This is a genomic window from Leisingera sp. ABM4_103, from assembly GCF_056158685.1.
Map to the genome: position 1 here is coordinate 3734319 of NZ_JBSWTU010000005.1, position 15517 is coordinate 3749835.

A 15517-nucleotide genomic window follows, 5' to 3' on the forward strand; every position below is an offset into this window, starting at 1 on the left:
TGGGTGCTGTTAGCGTCTAGATACGTGCAGACGCCCGGCGCTGCAATGGCGGCACCGGGCGTCTTTTGCGGATTCCTGCGAAGGGATTATTCGGACGGCTGCTGGTCTTCCACCTGCAGCTGCGCCACCAATGTCGCCAGCGCCTCGTTCCGGCCATCCTGCAGATCGGCCAGTTCGAACCGGCCGGTGATTGCCTCCATCGACAGTTCGATATTTTTGGACACCTGTCCGCGCGCGCCGACCGGGCCGAAATGCTCGCCGTTGACTGCGAAATAAATAGCGCTGCTTTCACCGGTGCGCAGGCGCGGCGCATCCTCGGTCAAGGGCACCTCAAAGCGCTGGCCCGCATCCATGATGGTTTCCAGGATCACGCTGCCATCGGCTGCGGTGACCTGCACCCAGGACGGGCGCACCGCCACCATTTCGACCCCCGGTTCGACTTCGGCGACCACCTGCGGAACCGGCTGCGACAGCGCGTCTTCCTCATAGGCCATGCTGGCCTCCGCCAGGATGACGCTGGGCAGTTCCGGCGCGGCAAAGTTGCCGACGGTGGACGGATCCAGGGTAGAGATCGGCGCGTCGCGTGCCACCAGAACCGGCACATCCAGCGCCTGCGGGCGGTAGAGCCGGTCCAGCGCCTCAGCCGCCGGATCCTGGCCGCCATCTGCGGTTTCCAGCACCGCACTGCTGAGCGGGTCGAGATCGGCCAGCACCGCCGGGGTCTGATCTACAGGTGCAAACTGCACCTGCTGCACTTCTTTCAAAACAGCCCAGCCGCCATAGGTGATGCCGCCGATCAGCGCCGTCAGCACCATCAGCGAACCGACCGCGCGCGGTTCGACCTGGCTGAGGATGCTGCTGGGCGCGGGGATAAACGGCGTGTTCGGGGAGGCAAAGGCGTCGCCACCCAGGCCAGTGGATTTGGCGGCTGGCGCCGCGCCTGTCTTGCTGCGGCTGGACGCCTCGGCCGACATGCCATGGGCCACGGAAAAGCCGCTTTCCCGGCAGAAATCCTGAAACGCCTGCTCGGCATCCATGTTGAGGTAGCGCGCGTAGGAGCGCACGTAGCCCGCGATAAAGCCGGGTGTGTCAAAGGCGGAAGGATCGGAATTTTCGATGGCAGCGATGTAGGACGCCTTGATCCGCAGCTCTCGTTGGACGTCGAGCAAGGACTTGCCCATTGTCGCCCGTTCGCCGCGCATAACGTCGCCAAGCTTCAGTTCGAAATCATCAAAACCCTTGGGCTCTGCTGTTTCGCCATGCTCTTCTTGCTTGCGCTGGGTGAAGCGCCCGATCATGCCTGCCGTCCCATAAATGCCTGCCGCCTCGTTTCAGAGTGGTGAAAGAATCACAGACGCGACTCGGATCCACTCATTGGTTGACAGCAGCGTAACACACTCAGCGTTAATTTACACTGATCAGTATGTTAACCGGCAAGTTCGGCACAATTCAGCGCACAATGCGACCACAATGCGTCCATTGCGTGGACCAGCGCATCGATCTCCTTGGGGCCGTGCACAGGCGACGGCGTGAAGCGCAAGCGCTCTGTGCCGCGCGGCACGGTCGGGAAATTGATCGGCTGCACGTAGATGCCGTAATCTTCCAGCAAGTGGTCGGACAGGACCTTGGTGTGGACCGGGTTGCCCACGATCACCGGCACAATGTGGCTGCCATGGTCGATGATCGGCAGGCCCAGCCCCTTGAGGCGCAGCTTCAGAACCTTGGCCTGGTCCTGATGCTTGTCGCGCAGATCCTGCGCGCCCTTCAGGTAAGCGACCGAGGCCGCCGCCCCTGCCGCCACAGCAGGCGCCAGCGAGGTAGTGAAGATAAAGCCCGGCGCATAAGAGCGGATGGCGTCGCACATCTTTTCAGACGCCGCGATATAGCCGCCCATCACGCCGTACGCCTTCGCCAGGGTGCCGTTGATGATGTCGATCCGGTGAGCCAGGCGGTCCCGCTCGGTCACGCCGCCGCCGCGGGGGCCGTACATGCCGACCGCGTGCACCTCGTCGATATAGGTGAGCGCGCCGAATTCCTCGGCCAAGTCGCAGATTTCTTCAATCGGGCCAAAGTCGCCATCCATCGAGTAGACCGACTCGAAGGCAATCAGCTTGGGCGCCTTGGGATCGTCGGCTTCCAGCAGCTCACGCAGGTGTGCAACATCGTTGTGGCGGAAGATGCGCTTTGCACCGCCGTTGCGGCGCACGCCCTCGATCATCGAGGCATGGTTCAGCGCGTCGGAATAGATGATCAGCCCCGGGAACAGCTTGGGAAAAGTCGACAGCGTCGCGTCATTGGCGATGTAGGCAGAGGTGAACAGCAGCGCCGCTTCCTTGCCGTGCAGGTCGGCCAGCTCGGCCTCCAGCTGCTTGTGATAGACCGTGGTGCCGGAAATGTTGCGGGTGCCGCCGGAGCCCGCGCCTGTGGAGTCGATCGCATCATGCATCGCCTGCAGCACAACCGGGTTCTGGCCCATGCCGAGGTAGTCGTTGCCGCACCAGACGGTGATGTTCTGCTTGGTGCCGTCCGGCCGGGTCCAGACCGCATGCGGGAAATGGCCCTTCTTGCGCTCGATGTCGATGAAGGTCCGGTAGCGTCCCTCTTGGTGCAGGCTGGCAATTGCAGCGTCCAGTTTCGCGGTATAGTCCACCGGCATCTCCATAGCTAATTGTGCTCCCTCGAAGCACGCGGGCTGTGTAAAGGGCTCGGCCGTCCGGCAGTATAACCACATTCACGTTCAGGAATGGTTACCGCAGGCGTCCCTTTTGATCAACTGCATACGCCCCGCCAAGGGTGCGCAACATTGATGCAGGTCAAATAAAACTTAAACAGCAGCCCGGCAAGGACAGTAACGGCCAAGCTGTGGCCGTTTACGTCATGTTCCCTGCGCGCTCCAAGCCGCAATGCGCAGGTCCGGAAACGGCGGCCCGCGGCAAGACAGTGCATATCCTGGCCTGCCCCCTCTGGCCCCTCCCCGGGGGCACTGCTAGGGTCCGCGGCAAATTGGCCCAAATCCCGGGCCTTCCCCCGGACAAACAGGAGAGCAAGAGATGGCACTGAATGATGTTCTGGACCGGATCGACGCAGAGCTGGACGCCGCAACGGAGCGGCTGATGGAGCTGCTGCGCATCCAGTCGATTTCCACCGACCCGGCCTATAAGGCGGAGTGCGACCAGGCCGCCGACTGGCTGGTGGCAGACCTGAACTCCATCGGCATCAAGGCGGAGAAACGCGCCACGCCCGGCCACCCGATGGTGGTGGGCCATGTGGGCGAGGAGAACACAGACGTCCCGCATGTGCTGTTTTACGGCCACTATGATGTGCAGCCGGTTGACCCGCTGGAACTGTGGAACACGCCGCCGTTTGAACCGCAGCTGGAGGAAACCCCGAACGGCACAGTGATCCGCGGCCGCGGGGCGTCTGACGACAAGGGCCAGCTGATGACCTTTGTCGAGGCCTGCCGCGCCTGGAAGGCCGTGAACGGCTCCCTGCCCTGCCGCATCACATTCTTCTTTGAAGGCGAGGAAGAATCCGGCTCCCCCTCGCTCATTCCCTTCATGGAGACCAACGCCGGCGAGCTGAAGGCCGATCTGGCGCTGATCTGCGACACCTCGATGGTGTCGCGCGGGGTGCCCTCGATCTCCTCGCAGCTGCGCGGCATGCTCAAGGATGAGTTCACCATCGTCGGGCCCCGCATCGACCTGCACTCCGGCCACTACGGCGGCCCCGGCCTGAACCCGTTGCGGGTGCTGTCGGAAGTCGTCGCGTCCTTCTACGACAACGAGACCGGGCGCGTCGCGGTCGAAGGCTTTTATGAAGGCGTGCATGAGGTGCCGGAGGACCAGCTGCGCCAGTGGCAGAATTGCGGCTTTGACGAAGCCGAATACCTGAACTCGGTCGGCTACACCCGCCCGCACGGCGAAAAGGCCTATTCCACCCTGGAACAGCAGTGGGCCCGCCCGACGCTGGAGGTGAACGGCCTCTGGGGCGGCTACAACGGGGCCGGCTCCAAGACCGTTATCCCGTCAGAGGCGCACTGCAAGATCACCTGCCGCCTGGTTGGCGACATGGACCCCGACGCGCTGCGCAGCAAGATCCGCAAACACGTCGAGGACCGCCTGCCGGTGGACGCCTCGGTGCGCTGGGACAACGACCTGGAAGGCTCGCCTGCCTCAGTGATGAACATCTCCCGCCCCGAGTTCGAGGCCGCCCGCGGCGCGCTGTCGGATGAGTGGCAGCGCGAGGCGGTGTTCTGCGGCATGGGCGGTTCGATCCCGATCGCAGGCTATTTCAAGTCGATCCTGGATATGGACGCGATGCTGATCGGCTTTGCCAATGATGACGACGCCATCCATTCGCCAAACGAGAAGTACGACCTCAAGAGCTTCCACAAGGGCATCCGGTCCTGGGCCCGTGTGCTGGACGCCCTGACCGCGAAGTGACGTACGGCGGGCGGCCGCACCTCAAGGCACCGCCCGTTCAGCAACCGCCGCGTTGAAGACGCGCAATGGCGCTCTCCCGCCCGTCATCGGCGCTCTTACGAGCCCCTCTTCCCGTTGGGTACAGCGCCGCCAAAGGCGGCGCGCGCCGTGCGCCAGCACGGCGCCGGGCCCAAGTTTCTGGATGGCATCCTTGATGCCCGCCAGAAGGCGCGGGAGCCCCTCCCCTCAATGCAAACGCAGCGGCAGGCTTGATCCTGTGCCGCCCTCAGGGTCCAATCCCGGAAAGACGCCGCCGCGAAGGGAGAAGCCCATGCCAGCGCCAAGTCAATCCGGCACCCTGCAGGTGAACGGCCAGCAGATCGCCTATACCCGGCGCGGCGAGGGCCCGCCGCTCCTCCTGCTGCACGGCTTCCCGCAGACCAAGGAGATGTGGCCAGAGACCGCCCCTCTCCTCGCCCGGAAATTCACCGTGGTGACCGCCGACCTGCGCGGCTATGGCGCCAGCTCCAAGCCCGAAGGCGTGGAGGCGATGAGCTTTCGCAGCATGGCTGCCGATCAGCTTGCGCTGATGCGCGCGCTCGGGTTCCCCCGTTTCCACCTGGCGGGCCATGATCGCGGCGGCCGCACCGCGCACCGGCTGGCGCTCGATGCGCCAGAGGCGGTTGCCAGCCTAACCGTGATGGACATCATCCCGACGCACACATTGCTGGACCAGCTGACGCAACAGGTGGCACGCGCCTATTACCACTGGTTCTTCCTCGCTCAGCCCGCGCCGCTGCCGGAGCGGATGATCGGCGCCGATCCGCAGGCCTACTTCGAAAGCTGCCTTCTGGGTTGGGGCGGCGCCTCGCTTTCTGATTTCCCGCCCGCCGCACTGGCCGCCTACCGTCGCGCCTGGGCAGACCCGGCCTGCGTCCACGCCATGTGCAACGACTACCGTGCCGCGATCGAGGTCGATTTTCACGACGACGCCCGCGATCTGGACCGCCAAGTCCAGTGCCCGGCGCTGGTGCTTTACGGTGCCGATGGCGCCATGGCCCGGGCCTATGACGTCGCCGCGGCCTGGGCGCCGCACCTCCAGGACATGACCGCAGGAAGCATCCCCGGCGGGCATTTCTTCATCGACAGCGCACCGCGCGAAACCGCCGCTGCTCTGCTGGACTTTCTCACCCCGCTGCCGCCTTTGTGACTGCCGCGCAGCCCTCAGGACCGCACCCGCTTACGTTCGTTTTACGCACGCAAGTTAAGACTCGGTTATCGCTCTTGCCCTAGCCTGCCCCGGACCGCATGAGATCAAACAGACGGAGACAGCAAATGCTGCAAAGCAGGTTCAAACGGCCGCCCGGATTCGAAGGCACCCAGACCGACCCTGAGGAAAGCTACCGTGCCGGGTATCAGCATGGCACCCGCGTGCTGCTGCGCTACCTGGAAGCCAACCCCAAGCCCGATATCGACCACCTCCGGAAATGGATTGATTCCGATCTGACCGGATGGCGCCACGACACCAGCGCAGAACCAATACCGCCGTCTCTGTAACGGCCGCACGTGTGCGCATGGCTTGCCACGCGGACGCCGGAGCGCCACGCTTGCGCCATGACCACAGAGATTCTGACTGACGGCCCCCTGCTCGCCGAAATTCTCGCCTTGGAAACCAAGGTTTGGGAAGCGTTGAAGGCGGGCGACCCTGAGGCAGACGGGCGGATGCTGACGGAGGATTTCCTCGGCGTCTATCCCAGCGGATTTTCGGACAAAGCAGGCCATTGCGCGCAGCTGCAGGACGGGCCGGTGATGGCAGGCTACCGCCTGAGCGATGCACAGCTGCGCGTCCTCTCGCCGGAGGCTGTTCTGCTGTCCTACCGCGCGGCCTATCAGCCAGCCGGCAGCAGCGGCTGGAGACGGATGCTGATCTCGTCGCTTTGGGAAAAGGGCAAAGACGGCTGGCTCAACAGTTTCAGTCAGGACACGCCTGAGCCAGAGGACTGACCGCAAAACGCATGGCGTTCCAACGCGCGTCGCGAAGCGGGTCAGCAATTTTCGCTATCGGAGAGGAAAGTGGCGCGGTTGACGGGGCTCGAACCCGCGACCCCCGGCGTGACAGGCCGGTACTCTAACCAACTGAGCTACAACCGCGCATGGGCCTTTCGGCTATGTTCCCCTCCGGGGCGGACCCTGAAACGTCAGGGCGGCGGGCGAAAGTGGCGCGGTTGACGGGGCTCGAACCCGCGACCCCCGGCGTGACAGGCCGGTACTCTAACCAACTGAGCTACAACCGCATTTTCGCCTTGCGGCGGACCGTCTCCGGTCCAGATCCCCTCCGGGGCGGTCCCTGTTAAACCCCGGGAAGGGGTGCAGCAGTGGCGCGGTTGACGGGGCTCGAACCCGCGACCCCCGGCGTGACAGGCCGGTACTCTAACCAACTGAGCTACAACCGCCCGCTGCACATCCAGCATCGCTGCTGAATGTTGGGCTGTAATATTCCCAGCCCCCCAAGCCGTCAAGCCGTGTTTTGCCTTTTTCGGAACTTTCCCGGAAAAAAATGACCCACGCCCCACAACGCATTGAAACAGTTGGAAAAACACTGCAGCCACGCCGCGGCACAGGTAATCTTCCAGGCAGAACAGGGAGGGGGGATGGTGGGTCGTGAGAGGCTCGAACTCCCGACATCTTCGGTGTAAACGAAGCGCTCTACCAACTGAGCTAACGACCCGATGAGCGGGGATTTAGACAAAGCCGCCGGGCAGTTCAAGAGGCTTTTGCCAAAAATTTTTGACCGGCGGGCCGCCCGGTGTTGCGGCCCGCCAACACCGCCTCCTCCGCCTCCCGGCAAGGGCCGGCCGATGCTTGCCCCTGCCGCTGCCGCAACCTTACAGAAGCCGGACAGCCGGCAGGCTATTAATTCATTGAGGCAAATCAGCATGAAGCATTTGATGGCTGCAATCATGGCGGTTCCGGTGCTGGCCGCCACGGCCCAGGCGGCGGAAGTCGCGGGCGGCACTGCGGATCTGTCCTGGTCCGGCTTCACCGAAGACACTGGCATCTCCCGCGCCACCCTGCGCGGCAGCCTTGAAGCCGGGTTCGGTTCCAGCCTGGGCACCCAGCTGGACCTCAGCCTCTATGACTTCAACGAGAGCAATCTCAGCGCTTACAACGCTACCCTGCACGGTATCTACCATGTGAACGCGACCACGTCGCTGGGCGCATTCCTGGGCAATGAGGAACTGGAAGACAGCAGCCTCGATTTCTACGGGCTGGAAGCCCGGCACGGCTTCGGCAGCCTGAGCAGCGAGGCCTATGCCGCGCTCGGCGATGAAGACGGCCGGTCCGCAACGCTGCTTGGCTTCGCCCTGCACAAGGACGCCGGTGCGAAGTATAATATGGGCGCCGAAATCGACTTTCTCGACCTGGACAGCGCCCAAGTCGCCCGGCTGGCGCTGAACATCGGCTATAAATTGAACGAAAGCGCGAGCTTCTATGGCGAAGCAGGCCTGCTCGATTACGAGGCCGGCCCTCTGGCAGACAGCCGGGCTTTTGTTGGTGCCGGTCTCAAGGTTGGATTCGGCCCCAGCGGCGGAACCACCTTCGGCTGGCGCGGATTGCTTGCCAAGGTGCCGGGCCTCTGACCGCCCGGCAGCCTCTCCCTATTGCAAAACGGTCTCCACCCCGTTTTCAAGAACATAGACACAGCCCTGCCCGTTCGGCAGCGCCGCCATCCGGTCGCGGCTGAGCCCGCAGACGATGCCGCGCATCACCTGCCCTAAAAGTCCGTGCGCCACCACCACCGACGGCCCGCTCAGCGACTGCATGAAGTCCAGAATGCGGCCATGGAAACTGTCATAGCCCTCGCCGCCTGGCGCTTCACAGAACAGGTCCAGATTGTGCGGGTTTACACCGTGGATCTCCGGGTATTGCGCCGCAACTTCCCCGAGCGTCATGCCCTGAAAATCTCCGGCAAATGCTTCGGCCAGACGCGGATCAGTCACAAACGGCGCGCCGCCCAGGGCAATATCCGCCGTCTGCTGCGCCCGCCCCAGCGGCGAAGCATAGCAAGCCGGGCTCTGCGCCATCACCGGCACCATCAGCTCTGCCTGCCGGCGGGCATGCTGAACCCCCAGCGGCGTCAGCGGTGATTCCAGCTGCCCCTGGATACGCCGCTCAGCGTTCCACTCGGTCTGCCCGTGCCGAAGCAGCCAGATTTTCGGAAATTGCATCACACGCCCCCTGCCCGGTTCCTCAGGCAAATTGGTAGCCGCAAGCTGCAACCAGCGGAACCCCGGAAACGAGAAAAGGCGCTCAACCTTTGCAGGGAGCGCCTTTCCTAAAAAATGGTGGGTGATAAGAGATTTGAACTCCTGACATCTTCGATGTGAACGAAGCGCTCTACCACTGAGCTAATCACCCGTGAGGCAGGCTTTTAACGGCCGGATGCGGGCTCTGCAAGAGGGCCGGCAGAAGAATTTTGCCCCTCCCCGCATTTTCTTTGTGCGCGGCCGCGGCTGAACGCGGACGGCTCCGTGAACCGCTCAGCAGGCCGGCAGCGCGTCCCGCTGGATCATCGTGCGCAGGGTAAAGCTGGAGCGGGTGTTACGGATGCCCGGCACCCGCATCAGCTTATCCTCCAGAAAGCGGTCGAAATCCGGCAGGTCTTCGGCAACCACCCGCAGCAGTATATCCCGCGTGCCGGTCATCAGATAGCACTCCATCACCTGATCGAAACGGCGCACCGCGTTTTCAAAGGCGCTCAGCGCTTCGGTGGACTGCTTGTCCAGTTCCACCGCCACAAAGATGGTAACCGGCAGCCCCAGTTTGGCCTGGTCGACCCGGGCCGAATAGCCGCTGATAACCCCGCTCTCCTCCAGGCTGGCCACCCGGCGTGCGCAGGGCGTCGGCGACAGCCCGACCATGCCGGAGAGTTCCGAGATCTTCAGCCGCCCGTTTCGCTGAAGCGCGGCGACAATCTTGCGGTCTATCGAATCCATGGAGGTTTTCCCTAAATGTGACACCCTTGATGGAGGTTACCACCAAAATGGCAGAATCCCGCACAGCTTTTTGGTGAAAACCGGCGCTACCGGCCCGCTATTATCCGGGTAGGTTTAGGAGGATCAAACCAAATGACAGTGACTGCCGTCGCATCCAGCAGCCATGAAGAGATTTACCGCGTCGAGGAGCCGTCCGTTGGCCTCCTGGGCTTCATTGCCGTGCACTCCACCCAGTTGGGCCCGGCAGCCGGGGGCCTGCGCATGCGCCCCTACGCCAGCGAAGAGGAAGCGCTGACCGACGTCAAACGCCTCAGCGAAGGCATGACCTACAAGAACGCCGCGGCAGGTCTGACCCTGGGCGGCGGCAAGGCAGTGATCATCGGCGATCCCGCCAAGGACAAGACGCCGGACCTGCTGCGCGCCTTTGCCCGCGCCATCGAAGGTCTGGACGGCCGTTACATCACCGCCGAGGACATGGGCATGAGCCCGGCCGACATGGCGATCCTTGCAGAGGAAACCCGCTTTGTGGCCGGTCTGGCAGATGGCGAGTTCGCCAGCGGCGACCCCTCGCCGATCACCGCACGCGGCATCTTCAACGCGATCCGCACCACCCGTGCCCACAAGCACGGCAGCCGCGACCTGGCGGGTGTCACCGTATCTGTCCAGGGACTCGGGCACGTCGGCTGGTACCTCTGCCAGTTCCTGCATGAAGCCGGCGCCAAGCTGGTCGTCACCGACATCGACGAGGCCCGCGTGGAGCAGGCGATCGCAGAGTTCGGCGCCAAGGCCGTTCCGCTGGCAGATATCTATGGCGCCGAGGCAGATGTTTTTGCCCCCTGCGCCATCGGCGGCATCCTGAACGCTCAGACCATCCCCCTGCTGAAGGCGGATATCGTCGCAGGCGGCGCCAACAACCAGCTTGCAACGGCTGAGGACGGCGCAGCGCTGCACGCCCGCGGCATCCTCTATGCACCTGATTTCGTAGCCAACGGCGGCGGCATCATCAACGTCGCAACCGAGATCCAGAAGATCAAGGACCGCGAGGGCTTTGTCGCTGAGAAGCTGACGGCGCTGGATGAGACAATGGCGGCGATCCTGACCCAAGCAAAAGCGGCGGACGTGAGCCCGGCGGAAATGGCCATTGCCACCGTGCAAGCCAAGATGGAGAAGGCCAGCAAAGCCGCCTGACCGGCCCTGCCGTTACCTAAGCTGCCGGGCACTCCCGCGACTGAACGGGCCCCGGCCTGCGGCCGGATCCCGTCCTGCCTTTGGGCCCGGCAGCCTGCCCCTTCCGGGGCAGGCTGCGCGCCGCACCGCAGGTGCGGCGCCACGCCCAACGGGAGCGGGTGCGCCCTGGTGCATCCGGCGACGGGCGGGAGGACCGCCCAAGCTCCCTGGCTTGTGCAGCAGCGAACAAAAAGCCCCGGACAGAAGGGCCAGAACGGAAGAGAACACTAAAAAAGGGCGGCCCCCTCGGACCGCCCTTTTCCTTTGTCTTGCTCGCAGATCAGCGGATCAGTGCGCGGTGGCGCCTGCCCCCTCGCCGGATCCTTTCAGAGCCGCTTTCGCCGCGGCGGCCTCTTCGGCCTCCTCATCCCACTCGATGGGTTCAGGCTTGGACACCAGCGCGTGCTCAAGAACCTCGGACACATGGCTGACGGGAATGATCTCCAGACCTTCCTTCACGTTGTCCGGGATCTCCGGCAGGTCCTTTTCATTCTCCTGCGGGATCAGCACCGTCTTGATGCCGCCGCGCAGCGCCGCCAGCAGCTTCTCCTTGAGGCCGCCGATCGCCAGCGCATTGCCACGCAAGGTCACCTCGCCGGTCATCGCAATGTCCTTGCGCACCGGGATCTGCGTCAGCACCGACACGATGGAGGTCACCATGGCCAGGCCCGCCGACGGGCCATCCTTGGGCGTCGCGCCTTCCGGCACGTGCACGTGGATATCCCAATGGTCGAACTTCGGCGGCTTGATGCCCAGTTTCGGCGAGACGGAGCGCACGTAGGACGACGCCGCCTCGATCGATTCCTTCATCACATCGCCCAGCTTGCCGGTGGTCTTCATCCGGCCCTTGCCCGGCAGGCGCAGCGCCTCGATCGACAGCAGCTCGCCGCCGACGGATGTGTAGGCAAGGCCCGTGACAACGCCGATCTGATCCTCTTTCTCGGCCAGACCGAAGCGGTACTTCGGCACACCCAGGAAATCGTCGAGGTTGTCCGGCGTGACAGTCACGCTATCGGTCTCCTTCTTGACGATCTTGGTCAGCGATTTCCGCGCCACCTTGGCGATCTCGCGTTCCAGGTTCCGCACCCCCGCCTCGCGGGTGTAGGTACGGATCATCGCGGTTACCGCATCCTCGGTCAGCTCGAACTCCTTGGCCTTCAGGCCGTGGTTCTTCACCTGCTTGGAAATCAGGTGCTGCTTGGCGATCTCGCGCTTTTCATCCTCGGTGTAGCCCGACAGCGGAATGATCTCCATCCGGTCCAGCAGCGGCCCCGGCATGTTGTAGCTGTTCGAGGTGGTCAGGAACATCACGTTCGAGAGGTCATATTCGACCTCCAGATAGTGATCCATGAAGGTGTTGTTCTGTTCCGGATCCAGCACCTCCAGCATCGCCGAGGCCGGGTCGCCGCGGAAATCCTGGCCCATCTTGTCGATTTCATCGAGCAGGATCAGCGGGTTGGTGGTCTTCGCCTTCTTCAGCGCCTGGATGATCTTGCCGGGCATCGAGCCGATGTAGGTGCGGCGGTGGCCGCGGATCTCGGACTCGTCACGCACGCCGCCCAGCGAAATGCGGATGAACTCACGGCCCGTCGCCTTGGCCACGGATTTACCCAGCGAGGTCTTACCCACGCCCGGAGGCCCGACGAGGCAGAGGATCGGCCCCTTCAGCTTGGCCGAGCGCTGCTGCACCGCCAGGTACTCGACGATCCGCTCCTTGACCTTCTCCAGGCCATAGTGATCCGCATCGAGGATCTCCTGCGCCTTCATCAGGTCCTTCTTCACGCGCGACTTGGTGCCCCACGGGATCGACAGCATCCAGTCGAGATAGTTGCGCACGACGGTCGCTTCCGCCGACATCGGCGACATGTTCTTGAGCTTCTTCAGCTCCGCATCGGCCTTTTCGCGCGCCTCTTTCGACAGCTTGGTGGCGGCGATCTTCTCTTCCAGCTCGGCGATTTCGCCGGCCCCTTCCTCACCGTCGCCCAGCTCCTTCTGAATGGCCTTCATCTGCTCATTCAGATAGTACTCGCGCTGGGTTTTCTCCATCTGGGATTTGACGCGGGTCTTGATCTTCTTCTCGACCTGCAGAACCGACAGTTCGCCCTGCATCAGGCCATAGACCTTCTCCAGCCGCTCGCTGACAGAGAGCGTCTCCAACAGCTCCTGCTTGCGGTCCACGTCAATACCCAGGTGGCCCGCCACCAGATCGGCAAGCTTGGCCGGCTCGGCGGTCTCGCCCACGGCAGACAGCGCCTCCTCGGGGATGTTTTTGCGCACCTTGGCATAGCGCTCGAACTCGTCGCCCACAGTGCGCACCAGCGCCTCGGTGGTAGTGACGTCGCCGGGCATTTCCGCCAGCTCTTCAGCCTTGGCCTCGAAATAGTCGTCGTTTTCCAGGAACTCGGTGATCTTCACCCGGGTCTGGCCCTCGACCAGCACCTTGACGGTGCCATCGGGCAGCTTCAGCAGCTGCAGCACATTGGCCAGCACGCCGGTTGTGTAGATGCTATCGGTTTCGGGATCGTCCTCGGAGGGGTCGATCTGGCTGGACAGCAGGATCTGCTTGTCGTCCGCCATCACCTCTTCCAGGGCGCGCACCGATTTTTCCCGGCCCACGAACAGCGGCACGATCATGTGAGGGAAAACCACAATGTCGCGCAGCGGCAGCACGGGATAGGAGGAATTGAGTGGCTCTTGCATACTCGGTCCTTTGCTTGGCAAGACGGCCCGGCCCCGGTCCCGGCAGCACTTGGCGCGTCTCCTCATTGGATGTCTTTATCTGGGGGGATGGTTAAGGATTTTCAACCTGCCCGCCGCTTGGTTGGCCCCACCTTGCCCGCACCGCGGCCGGACCACAAGGCGCAAATGACCGAAGGGTGAGCAAAGCGCTAACACGCACTGAGATGCGTCCGGAACGGATCGTGGGCGTGGCGCAAACCGGCATTCAGCGCCGCTCCAGCGTCACCAGGCCGCGCTCAATGCGGCCCGCCGCGCCGGTCTCGCTGTAGGTGCCGCTCAACCGCGACTGATCAATCAGAAACAGCCGGTAGGACTGGCGCAGCACATGCCCCGTCCCGCTGTCCTGCGCGCCTTCGATGTTCAGCCGCAAGAGCTGGTCCGGGCCGCAGGCCAAGGGTCCCAGGGCAATTTCATCGAAAAACACCTCCGCGTCATCCGGCAGATCGCCGCGGCCCGCGCTTTCGGCCCGCAGGCCGCTGCCCGGCGCAGGCGGCGCACGGTCCTCGACCGCAACAGGCATGAAGCCCAGCGCAGGCGAACCCGCCATCAGCCGGCCGTTCCTGAAATCCAGCGACAAGACCTCGCCGCTGCGCTGCGGCACCGGCAGCATTTCGACACGCCCTGCGGAGACCAGCCCCATTTCTCCCGGCCCCTTGCGCAGGATCCAGCGCCCGCGCAGCGCGCTGGACTTGCCCTTTACCAGTTCCTCCAGCGTAATGGTGCAGCCATCAATTGGCGGCGCCTTGAAGAAACCCGATGCCTCGGCCAGCGATCCGGGAGACTTCACGCTGCCCTCGGTCTGTGCCTGAGCCGCCAAAGGGCTGCCCAGCAAAACCGCCAGAGCCGCTGCGCGCAAACAGGTCATGCTATCCTCCCCGCTTTTGCGCGAGGGTAGCGGGCAGGTCTTCACAACCGGTGAACAGCCGCGCGAAACCCGCAGGATTGGCAACGGCGGCCGGGGGCTTGCTGCCCGGCCGCCGGCCTCTGATCAAAGCGGAAGCGGTCTACTCAGCCGCCGCCCGCTCCATCGCAGGGTAGTCGGTATAGCCTTCTTCTCCGCCGCCATAGAAGGTGTCCGGATTGCCTTCGTTCAGCGGCGCGTCTGCTGCCAGCCGCTCAACCAGATCCGGGTTGGCGATGAAGGGGCGGCCGAAGGCCACCAGGTCAGCCTCGCCCGAGGCCGTCCGCGCCAGCGCGGTTTCGCGGTCATAGCCGTTGTTGGCCATGTAGGTACCGGTATAGAGCTTGCGCAGGGCGTCGAAATCCCCGTCCCGGCCGCCGCCGGTTTCGCCCTCAACCATGTGCAGATAGGCAAGGCCATAGCCGTTCAGACGCTCGATGAGCGGTGTGTAATGGCCCACGGGATCGCTGTCGGACACATCGTTGAAGGTGGCAAACGGCGACAGGCGCAGGCCAATGCGGCCGGCCTCCCAAACCGTCTGCAGCGCGTCGAGGATCTCGAAAACGATGCGGGCGCGGTTTTCCGGGGATCCGCCATAGGCGTCCGTGCGGGTGTTCACACCGTCCTTCAGGAACTGCTCAAGAAGATAGCCGTTGGCCGCATGCAGCTCGACACCGTCAAACCCCGCGTCCTTGGCGTATTTCGCGGCCTGCACAAAGTCGGCGATCACACGCTGGATGTCTTCCGCGCTCAGCGCCTGCGGCTTGGCCGTCGGCACAAAGCCTTCATGGGTAAAGGTCTGAGCTTCTGCCGCGGTATCGGTGGAGGACACTGCTGTGGTGCCCTCTGGCAGCAGGGAGTCATGGGTGATCCGCCCGACATGCCACAGCTGGATAACGATCTTGCCGCCCTTGGCGTGAACGGCATCCGTGACCTTGCGCCAGGCCGCGGCCTGCGCCGCCGTGTGAATGCCCGGAGTTTGAATATACCCTTTGCCCTCAGGGCTGATCTGGCTGCCTTCGGTGATGATCAGACCGGCACCAGCCCGCTGGGCATAGTATTCTGCGTGCATGTCCAGCACCTCGCCGGTTTCATCGTCGGCCCGGTTGCGGGTCAGCGGCGCCATGACAACGCGGTTACGCAGCTCGATTGCACCAGCAGTGCTGGCGGAAAACAATTCTTGGCTCACGGGGATGTCCCTCCGGTCAAAGTGTCCAGCAACAGGAACGTTG

13 protein-coding genes and 5 tRNA genes are annotated in these 15517 nt (G+C 63.7%); 6 read left to right on the plus strand and 12 right to left on the minus strand.

The window, feature by feature from the left end; all coding sequences use genetic code 11:
- Nucleotides 1-86 precede the first annotated feature (86 nt).
- Nucleotides 87-1298 (minus strand): helix-turn-helix domain-containing protein, encoded by a 1212-nt coding sequence (locus ACXAED_RS20105; RefSeq protein ID WP_475052762.1) that lies wholly within the window; start codon nucleotides 1296-1298, stop codon nucleotides 87-89.
- Between the two features lie 128 nt (nucleotides 1299-1426).
- Nucleotides 1427-2662: a 5-aminolevulinate synthase gene (gene hemA / locus ACXAED_RS20110; RefSeq protein ID WP_475052763.1), complete on the minus strand. Its 1236-nt coding sequence runs from the start codon at nucleotides 2660-2662 to the stop codon at nucleotides 1427-1429.
- Between the two features lie 388 nt (nucleotides 2663-3050).
- Between hemA and ACXAED_RS20115 the strand changes: the two genes are divergently transcribed.
- The 4 genes from ACXAED_RS20115 (at nucleotide 3051) to ACXAED_RS20130 (ending at nucleotide 6425) form a co-directional block, all read left to right on the plus strand.
- Nucleotides 3051-4442, plus strand: coding sequence for a M20/M25/M40 family metallo-hydrolase (locus tag ACXAED_RS20115; RefSeq protein ID WP_475052765.1), 1392 nt, complete (start codon nucleotides 3051-3053; stop codon nucleotides 4440-4442).
- A 310-nt stretch (nucleotides 4443-4752) separates the two neighbouring features.
- Nucleotides 4753-5631 carry an alpha/beta fold hydrolase gene (locus tag ACXAED_RS20120; RefSeq protein WP_475052767.1) on the plus strand — a complete coding sequence of 293 codons (879 nt, stop codon included), beginning with the start codon at nucleotides 4753-4755 and terminating at the stop codon, nucleotides 5629-5631.
- A 125-nt stretch (nucleotides 5632-5756) separates the two neighbouring features.
- A complete protein-coding gene (locus tag ACXAED_RS20125; RefSeq protein ID WP_475052768.1) occupies nucleotides 5757-5978 on the plus strand; it encodes a hypothetical protein in 222 nt (73 codons plus the stop codon).
- 57 nt (nucleotides 5979-6035) lie between these two features.
- Nucleotides 6036-6425 carry a nuclear transport factor 2 family protein gene (locus ACXAED_RS20130; RefSeq protein WP_475052770.1) on the plus strand — a complete coding sequence of 130 codons (390 nt, stop codon included), beginning with the start codon at nucleotides 6036-6038 and terminating at the stop codon, nucleotides 6423-6425.
- Between the two features lie 70 nt (nucleotides 6426-6495).
- On the opposite strand, the gene ACXAED_RS20135 is transcribed toward ACXAED_RS20130, so the two are convergent.
- The 4 genes from ACXAED_RS20135 to ACXAED_RS20150 all read right to left on the minus strand — a co-directional run bounded on the left by ACXAED_RS20135 (nucleotide 6496) and on the right by ACXAED_RS20150 (nucleotide 7149).
- Nucleotides 6496-6572 (minus strand) — tRNA-Asp (locus ACXAED_RS20135).
- A gap of 66 nt (nucleotides 6573-6638) precedes the next feature.
- Nucleotides 6639-6715: transfer RNA gene (locus tag ACXAED_RS20140), tRNA-Asp, on the minus strand.
- An 82-nt stretch (nucleotides 6716-6797) separates the two neighbouring features.
- A tRNA-Asp gene (locus tag ACXAED_RS20145) sits at nucleotides 6798-6874 on the minus strand.
- Between the two features lie 199 nt (nucleotides 6875-7073).
- A tRNA-Val gene (locus ACXAED_RS20150) sits at nucleotides 7074-7149 on the minus strand.
- 208 nt (nucleotides 7150-7357) lie between these two features.
- Between ACXAED_RS20150 and ACXAED_RS20155 the strand changes: the two genes are divergently transcribed.
- Nucleotides 7358-8062, plus strand: coding sequence for a hypothetical protein (locus tag ACXAED_RS20155; protein ID WP_475052773.1), 705 nt, complete (start codon nucleotides 7358-7360; stop codon nucleotides 8060-8062).
- A gap of 18 nt (nucleotides 8063-8080) precedes the next feature.
- Here ACXAED_RS20155 and ACXAED_RS20160 read toward each other — a convergent pair whose 3' ends face one another.
- The 3 genes from ACXAED_RS20160 to ACXAED_RS20170 all read right to left on the minus strand — a co-directional run bounded on the left by ACXAED_RS20160 (nucleotide 8081) and on the right by ACXAED_RS20170 (nucleotide 9418).
- Entirely contained in the window at nucleotides 8081-8650 is a 570-nt protein-coding gene (locus ACXAED_RS20160; protein ID WP_475052774.1) for a histidine phosphatase family protein, read from the minus strand.
- A gap of 115 nt (nucleotides 8651-8765) precedes the next feature.
- A tRNA-Val gene (locus ACXAED_RS20165) sits at nucleotides 8766-8840 on the minus strand.
- A gap of 122 nt (nucleotides 8841-8962) precedes the next feature.
- On the minus strand, nucleotides 8963-9418 hold the full coding sequence (locus tag ACXAED_RS20170) for an Lrp/AsnC family transcriptional regulator (protein ID WP_475052776.1): 456 nt from the start codon (nucleotides 9416-9418) through the stop codon (nucleotides 8963-8965).
- A gap of 132 nt (nucleotides 9419-9550) precedes the next feature.
- Between ACXAED_RS20170 and ACXAED_RS20175 the strand changes: the two genes are divergently transcribed.
- Nucleotides 9551-10606, plus strand: a complete 1056-nt coding sequence (locus ACXAED_RS20175; protein WP_475052778.1) for a Glu/Leu/Phe/Val family dehydrogenase — start codon at nucleotides 9551-9553, stop codon at nucleotides 10604-10606.
- A 327-nt stretch (nucleotides 10607-10933) separates the two neighbouring features.
- Here the strand turns inward: ACXAED_RS20175 and lon are convergent, their stop codons facing one another.
- The 3 genes from lon to ACXAED_RS20190 form a co-directional block, all read right to left on the minus strand.
- A complete protein-coding gene (gene lon, locus ACXAED_RS20180) occupies nucleotides 10934-13345 on the minus strand; it encodes an endopeptidase La (RefSeq protein WP_475052781.1) in 2412 nt (803 codons plus the stop codon).
- A 244-nt stretch (nucleotides 13346-13589) separates the two neighbouring features.
- Entirely contained in the window at nucleotides 13590-14249 is a 660-nt protein-coding gene (locus tag ACXAED_RS20185; RefSeq protein ID WP_475052782.1) for a hypothetical protein, read from the minus strand.
- Nucleotides 14250-14388: 139 nt separating this feature from the next.
- On the minus strand, nucleotides 14389-15474 hold the full coding sequence (locus ACXAED_RS20190; protein WP_475052783.1) for an alkene reductase: 1086 nt from the start codon (nucleotides 15472-15474) through the stop codon (nucleotides 14389-14391).
- Nucleotides 15475-15517: the final 43 nt, after the last annotated feature.